Source organism: Mycobacterium helveticum, assembly GCF_007714205.1.
Taxonomy (GTDB): domain Bacteria; phylum Actinomycetota; class Actinomycetes; order Mycobacteriales; family Mycobacteriaceae; genus Mycobacterium; species Mycobacterium helveticum.
Genome location: NZ_VMQU01000185.1, coordinates 1 through 7,102 on the forward strand (window position 1 = coordinate 1; position 7,102 = coordinate 7,102).

At 61.2% G+C, this 7,102-nt stretch carries 6 protein-coding genes and 1 pseudogene; 6 read left to right on the plus strand and 1 reads right to left on the minus strand.

Going from position 1 to position 7,102, the window contains the following annotated elements; translation table 11 throughout:
* Positions 1-181, minus strand: a 181-nt coding sequence (locus tag FPZ47_RS29960) for a hypothetical protein (RefSeq protein ID WP_246859907.1), incomplete at its 3' end; no start/stop codon positions are given.
* 30 nt (positions 182-211) lie between these two features.
* Here FPZ47_RS29960 and FPZ47_RS25550 point away from each other — a divergent pair.
* The 6 genes and pseudogenes from FPZ47_RS25550 (at position 212) to FPZ47_RS25580 (ending at position 6,725) form a co-directional block, all read left to right on the plus strand.
* Positions 212-1,459, plus strand: coding sequence for a type I restriction endonuclease subunit R (locus FPZ47_RS25550; RefSeq protein ID WP_246859909.1), 1,248 nt, complete (start codon positions 212-214; stop codon positions 1,457-1,459).
* Positions 1,456-2,706: a restriction endonuclease subunit S gene (locus FPZ47_RS25555; RefSeq protein WP_144956738.1), complete on the plus strand. Its 1,251-nt coding sequence runs from the start codon at positions 1,456-1,458 to the stop codon at positions 2,704-2,706. The genes FPZ47_RS25550 and FPZ47_RS25555 overlap by 4 nt, the downstream gene beginning before the upstream one ends.
* Positions 2,707-2,995: 289 nt before the next feature.
* A pseudogene (locus FPZ47_RS29965) lies at positions 2,996-3,211 on the plus strand (hypothetical protein); the annotation flags it as partial.
* A gap of 638 nt (positions 3,212-3,849) precedes the next feature.
* Positions 3,850-4,272, plus strand: coding sequence for a PIN domain-containing protein (locus FPZ47_RS25570; protein WP_144956732.1), 423 nt, complete (start codon positions 3,850-3,852; stop codon positions 4,270-4,272).
* Positions 4,273-4,290: 18 nt separating this feature from the next.
* The gene (locus FPZ47_RS25575; RefSeq protein WP_144956729.1) at positions 4,291-5,784 is read left to right on the plus strand and encodes a class I SAM-dependent DNA methyltransferase; all 1,494 of its coding nucleotides are present in this window, start codon (positions 4,291-4,293) and stop codon (positions 5,782-5,784) included.
* Positions 5,785-5,942: 158 nt separating this feature from the next.
* Positions 5,943-6,725 carry a hypothetical protein gene (locus FPZ47_RS25580; RefSeq protein WP_144956726.1) on the plus strand — a complete coding sequence of 261 codons (783 nt, stop codon included), beginning with the start codon at positions 5,943-5,945 and terminating at the stop codon, positions 6,723-6,725.
* The last annotated feature ends 377 nt before the right edge of the window (positions 6,726-7,102 follow it).

A 7,102-nucleotide genomic window follows, 5' to 3' on the forward strand; every position in this document is an offset into this window, starting at 1 on the left:
CCATCAGCGCGCAGCCACCATCAACCAGATCACCGAAAACAAGATCATCACAAGCCGGCTGAAAAATCAGGGTCAGATCCGTACCGTTCTGGAAACTTTCCGCGACCGGCTGTTCACCGAGATCTTCCCGGGACGCTCCACCGTGCCGAAGACTTTGATCTTCGCCAAGGACGACAACCACGCAGAGGAGATCGCCACCCAGGTCCGCGAGGTGTTCGGCAAGGGCAACGATTTCGCGGCAAAGATCACCTACAACGCCCGCAACGCCAAAGAACAGCTCCAGGCCCTGCGGACGAGCCCGTCGCTGCGTATCGCGGTGACCGTCGACATGATAGCCACCGGAACCGACGTCAAACCGCTGGAATGCGTGTTCTTCATGCGTGATGTGCGCTCCGCCCAGTACTTCGAGCAAATGAAGGGTCGTGGCGCGCGCACGATCGCCTCGGCCGACTTCCAGGCGGTCACGCCCGACGCGGAAAACAAGACCCGCTTCGTCATCGTCGATGCAATCGGCGTGACCGAGCACCCCTTCGTCGAGCCCCCGCTGAATCGGCAGAAGTCGGTCAGCCTCAAGAAGCTCCTCGACAAAGCCGCCGCCCTTACTCTCACCGAGGACGAGGCGGCAACCCTGGCGTCACGGCTGGCGAAACTCGAACTCGCGCTTACCGATGAGGAGCGGCACGAACTCGACGAGGCCGCAGGCCAATCCGTCCGCGATATCGTCAGGGCACTCGTGGACGCGGTCGATCCGTCCACTGGATCGGCTGATGCGATCGAGCGGGCCGTCGAGCCGATCGCGGCCAACCCGGAGCTGCGCAATCGAATACTCGAACTCCGCGCCGCCCACGACCGGGTCATCGACGAGGTCAGCAGTGACGAACTCGTCGAAGCCGGGGGAGTGGTCGACACGGATCGCGCCTGGTCGATCGTGGAGTCGTGGCGGGCCTACCTTGATGAGCATCGCGACGAAATCACCGCGATCCAACTCGCTTACGAGGCTGGTGAGCATCGAATCGATTTCGCGTACATTCAGGGACTTGCTGCCCGTATCGCTCGGCCGCCGCACAACTGGACGCCCGACATCATCTGGAACGCCTACGCGGCGATCGACTCGCCCAAGGTGCGGAACTGTGCCACGCACACCCTCACTGATCTCGTGCCACTGATCCGGTACACCATCGGCGTCGACGACGAACTTGTTCCCTACGGTGAGCGAGTGCATGAGAAGTACGCGGCGTGGTTGGCTCAACAGGAACAGGCTGGTGTGGTGTTCAACGACACCGAGCGCTGGTGGCTGGACCGGATGGTGTCGGTGATCGCCAACTCCGCCGGGATCCGCGTGGAAGACCTTGACGACGCGCCATTCATCGAGCGGGGTGGGACCGATGGGGCGTTGCGGGATTTAGGTGACCGGGCCGGCGATCTCGTCGAACAGCTCAACGCGGAGCTGACCGCGTGAGCGTCCCCAAATTTGTGACCGTAGCGGACGTAGCGACAGTTGATTCAGGGCCGGCATTCAAGAGTGCACATTTTGGTGAAGAGGGCGCCGGCATCCGGCTCTTGCGCGGTGACAATATCGAACCCGGATCACTCCGTTGGGCGCGAACCAAGACCTGGCCCCGCGAGCTGCTCAAAGGCTATGAGCATCTAGCCGTTCACGAGGGCGACCTAATCCTCGGCATGGACCGCCCTGTCATTTCGACTGGACTGAAACTTGCACGCGTAACGAAAGCGGATCTGCCAGCTTTGCTGGTCCAGCGAGTCGCCCGTATCCGGGCTAACAATATTGACGATCGCTACCTCTACTACTGGCTAACATCCCAGGAATTCATCAGGCACCTGCAAGGCTCAGCAACGGGCACGCAACTCCCGCACGTCACCTTGACGAGCATTAGAGAGTTTCGTGTCCCACGGTTTGATGTCGAATGCGAGCGCCGCATCGTCGACCTCCTCGAAGACCACCTCTCCCGCATCGAGGCAGGAGAGAGGTGGCTTTCCGTCGGAAAGCGCAAGCTCGAAGCGCTTTGGTTAGCTGCCCTGTCAGAATCCAGGCGGACACTTGGCGGTGTACAGACAAGGACGATTGGAGACATTGCTGAGACGGCGCTCGGCAAGATGCTCGACGCGAAGAAGCAGCTTGGTAGACCCACTCCGTACCTGCGAAACGTCAATGTGAGGTGGCGCGAGTTTGACCTGTCCGATGTACAACTCACGCCGCTCACTGAGAGCGAAGTGCAGTGGTTCGACGTGCGACCAGGCGACGTGATGGTATGCGAGGGCGGCGAGCCGGGTCGATGCGCTGTGTGGCGCCGCCCAGTCGGTGAGGTCGCGTTCCAGAAAGCGCTTCACCGCATCAGGGTGCGGAACTCTGGCGAAGTGCTCCCAAGTTTCCTTGCACTCATGCTGGAAGAAGCCATTCGCTCAGGCCGCTGCAACCGCATGTTCACAGGCACGACCATCAAGCACCTGCCACAGGAGAAGCTCCGGGTCATCGAGATTCCGGTCCCCGCCTTGGACACCCAGCGGCGGGCTGTCGACCGTCTTGCCAAACTTGTTGAAGCGCAGGTGCGGCTTCGCGCCGCGATTACGAATGGCGCGGCGCGTTCGGTTGCGATGCGTCGCTCTCTCCTGACCGCAGCCTTCTCCGGACGTTTAATCGCAGTGAAGTCCAGCTTGCCGTCAGCCGAGGAATTGACCCACGCATGAGCCATAAGCAGGTCAAGCTGTTGCTCGTCCACGACACACAAGGCGGATTGACGACGGCTGAGGTCACAAACCGGACCGGCGATGTTCTGTCGAACAGTCGCTCCGACCTGGCAGAACTCGTTCACCACGACGAGGCCCAGCGCACCGCGAGGCAAGTGCGGCGACGTGTCGGAGGGCACTGTGATTATCGGTAAAGCGTTCTCGCTGGTAAGTGCAGAATTGTTCGAAACGTCGTGCGCTCGACGGTGGTGACGACTTACCGGAACGCTGACCTAAGGAGGTAGTTACGATGATCAAGGAGATCGAGCTCCGTCTCGTTGATGCTCCCGCCCCTAGCGGCGAGATTGCGGTCAAGGACCTAGCCGCCCTCGCGACTGCTCTGCAGGAATTGACGACTCGAATCAGCCGCGACGTAATCAATACGCCCGGGCCCGGCCGTACGAGGCAGTTCATGGAGGAACTCTCGCAACTGCGGCTTCATGCAGTTGAACCCGGAAGCACTGTCCTTCGGTTCAGCAAGGGGCCGACTGACAAACTCGACGTCGACCTGCCCGAACAAGCCGTGGCGGACGAGCGCTTCTGGGAAATTGTTCAGGCTATGGGTGAGGACCGTCGCCCCGATTGGGCTACCGATCTCATAGCGGAGAGCGTCGGCAAGTTGGTCAACGCCGTTCAAGCCGCAGCGCCCACCGTAGTCCTGGGCTCGCCTTCGCGGCCCGACGTGCGGATTGTCTCGTCGGCGGTGCACGTCGAAACGTGGACACCCGTACGCGTTCACCCGGGAGGCATCATGACTGTCACCGGCCGACTGGAGAAAGTTGACTTACGGTCGCACGAGTTTCGCGTCCGCGACGACGTCGATCAAACTGTGGACCTCAAGCATGTCCAAAGCGATACCACCGCAGCGCAGCTCGTTGGTCAGTGGGTGGTTGCTCGGGGTGATGCCGTGCTGCATGAATCGGGTCGGCTTGTCGTGCTGGACAATGCCAGCGTCTCGCACGTTGGCGATCCGGCAGCCGAGCACATGGACCGCAGCATCACGACGCTCGAGGAGATCCTGGCCAGCGCCCCCGGACCGGACATCGACGGCGGGATCGACCTAACTGATGACGAATTCCAGGCGTTTCTTGAGGCGGCGCGTTCGTGAATCAGGTAGCGGCGACGGTGGTCGACACCGACGTCTTCAGCCTGATGTACCTACGCCGCGCTAACAGTGATTCGCGTGTCGCTGGTTGGCGCGAATACCTGACCGGCCGACGGGTGCTCATTTCATTTCAGACCAGAGCTGAGGTGCTTGCGGGCGCGCGAAGCGCCCAGTGGGGTGATCGACGGATGGCCGAAACGATCGAGATTCTTGACCGTACGCCCACGATCCGTCCTGACAACGAAGTGGTGGACGCGTATGCACAGCTGGCTGCCGAGTGCCGCAGGCTCGGCCATGGCTTACACGCCCGAGAGCACACCGGCGATCGGTGGGTAGCTGCCTGTGCCATCGCCAAGCGGCTTGATCTATTGGCCGGAGACGCGATCTACCAGGGCGCGCCAAACCTCGTCGTGCATAGCTGACCAGAAGGGCAAACTACTGTGTCTGATTCTCGGCGTCTGGTCGACAAACTCTGGGCTTACTGCAATGTGCTGCGCGACGACGGTGTTGGTGTCATCGAGTACACCGAGCAACTCACGTACCTGCTGTTCCTAAAGATGGCACACGAGCGGGCGACGAGAAAGCTCAACCCGCAGCAGATCGTTCCCAACGAATACTCCTGGCAGAAGCTCCTCGATGCCGAGGGAACGGACCTTGAGGTCGTATACACGAAGATCCTCGTCGGGTTGGCGCAGCAGCCGGGCACGCTTGGCACGATTTTCCGTAAGGCCCAGAACAGGATTCAGGACCCGGCGAAGCTCAAACGCCTCATCGTGGATTTGATCGACAAAGAGAACTGGTCTGCATCGGGCACAGATCTCAAAGGCGACGCCTACGAGGCGCTGCTCTCCAAGGGCGCCTCCGACAAGGGGTCGGGTGCAGGCCAGTACTTCACCCCGCGTGACCTCATCGGGGCGATCGTCGATGTCATCGACCCCACCCCCGCCGACATCGTCGTGGACCCGGCCTGTGGGACGGGTGGCTTCCTCCTCGTCGCCCATGAACACGCCGCGCAAGGGGCCGAGAACCTCACACCGACGAAGCGCAAACACCTGCGTGACGATTTCGTCACCGGATACGAGCTCGTCGACGGAACAGCGCGACTGGCTGCGATGAACCTGCTGCTCCACGGCATCGGAACTGCAGACGGCGGCTCACTCATCGATGTTCGCGACGCACTCATCTCTGACCCGGGGCGGCGCTGGTCGGTGGTGCTGACCAACCCGCCGTTCGGCCGCAAGTCGTCGTTGACGATGGTCGGTGCCGATGGCCGGGAGGTGCGCGAAGACGTCGAGATCGAACGGCAGGACTTCGTCGTCACGACCAGCAACAAGCAGCTCAATTTCCTGCAGCACATCATGACCATTCTCGACATCAACGGCCGCGCCGCCGTCGTCCTTCCAGACAACGTCCTCTTCGAGGGCGGCGCCGGCGAGACGTTACGACGAAAGCTGTTGGCCGACTTCGACCTACATACGATCCTTCGCTTGCCCACCGGCATTTTCTACGCTCAAGGTGTAAAGGCCAACGTGCTCTTTTTCGACAAGAAGCCGGCCTCCGAGCAACCGTGGACTACGAAGCTCTGGGTCTACGATCTGCGCACCAACCAGCACTTCACTCTCAAGCAGAACCCGTTGCGCCGCCATCACCTCGACGAGTTCGTCGACTTCTATCTGAGCGGAAAGCCCCGTGACGAACGTGTCGAGTCGGAGAGATGGAAATCGTTCACCTACGAGGAACTCATCACGCGCGACAAGGTCAACCTCGACATCACCTGGCTGCGTGACGAGTCGCTCGATGACGCCGATAACCTCCCAGCGCCCGAGGTCATCGCCAGAGAGATCGTCGAAGATCTCACCGCGGCGCTCGCAGAGTTCGAAGCGGTCGCGGCGGCCCTCGAAGCCACGGCGAACGGAGATGCGACCCCAATCTGACCCGCCGCTGCGCGCACCGCGATCGCGGTTTCCCCGAGGTCGATGATCGTCAACGCCATGACAGGATCGACACAACCTACGTTATCGTGGCGGGGCCCGAGTCCGTCATTCCGGTGGTGTTCAGCCGGTCAAGGTGCCATTCGTTTAGCCTCAACAGAATGTCCACACCCGCGCCGGTCACGTTGGTGGTCGACGACGGCAACGGGGGTCAGGAAAGCCTCGTCCTCCCTGGTCCCGGTGGAGAAATTCGATTCACGGTCGGGGACATCAGGCACCATGCGGCGGTCTGGAAAATCTGGGCAACGAAGAACAATGCCAGTGTCTATGCCGCCATTCGCGTCCTCGGCGGTCGACTGAAGGTCAGCCTCCACGACGGCCCCAATGGCCCCGACTACCGGATTCAGTGGACAGCCGACCATGTGAAGGCGAATCCGGCACTCACAAACCGCATCATCGACAAGTGGCCGAGGCCTCCTGAGATCGGCAATACCGGTTGGACCAAAGGAATTTCGATCTGGGTTCGGCACGAGGATGTCGTGGCGGCCCCAGACGGTGAATCGTTGCCTGCTGATGTGCTGTTTCTACCTGCGCCGCCAGAGGGTCAGGCGACCGGCCTACACCTCGTTATAGCGCGTCCCACGAACCTGTTTGTGAAGCCGGGAGGTATCCCGCTTGGTGGTATCACACTGGCGGATGGTCAGGTGGCGCTGCTGGTCGTCTCGCAATCTGTTGTTACCGACGACACGAATCGCAAAATTGACGACGCCCTTGCAGAATTGGTGCAGTCGGTAACGGAAGACCTCGACGAGGGCAGTGTGTATCGGTCGCTCGTCTGGAGCGACGGCGAGGATGGCGATCGGCAAGCGTGGGACGTGGCGGTGCGAGCGGGGCGACCCTCACGTTCGAACGCGGGGGCGTCGAGCAGCCGGCCCTCTAGGTAGAAGCGCACCCAAGCGCTCGAACAGCTCAACCGTCCCAACGACATCGGTTATTGACCCCGGATAGTGACCGCTCGCTTCAGAGTTTAGAGTCTGTGCACCCCGAGCAAGAGGGCCGGCGTTCGCCGCAGCGTGGACCACGCCTATAACCGCAAGATTGGGAACAGATTTGGGAACAAAACTCCGCGGAACTGGCTTAAATCGGTGCGACGGCGCGGACCGAGTGAGATAACTGACCCGGACTGACCTGCGCTTTCGATATTTGGCGAACCGCGCGAAACCCACGGTGCGTAGCTCATAACCTGTTGAGCGTCTCTCTGGATGACGACCACGGGGTGGGGATTCGTCACTGGGGTTGACGATGGGCGGGCCGGTTGGAT

Bases quoted from the DNA above. Each gene is read 5' to 3' on its own strand.
- FPZ47_RS25580 (WP_144956726.1), top strand. From the start codon at position 5,943: ATGTCCACACCCGCGCCGGTCACGTTGGTGGTCGACGACGGCAACGGG.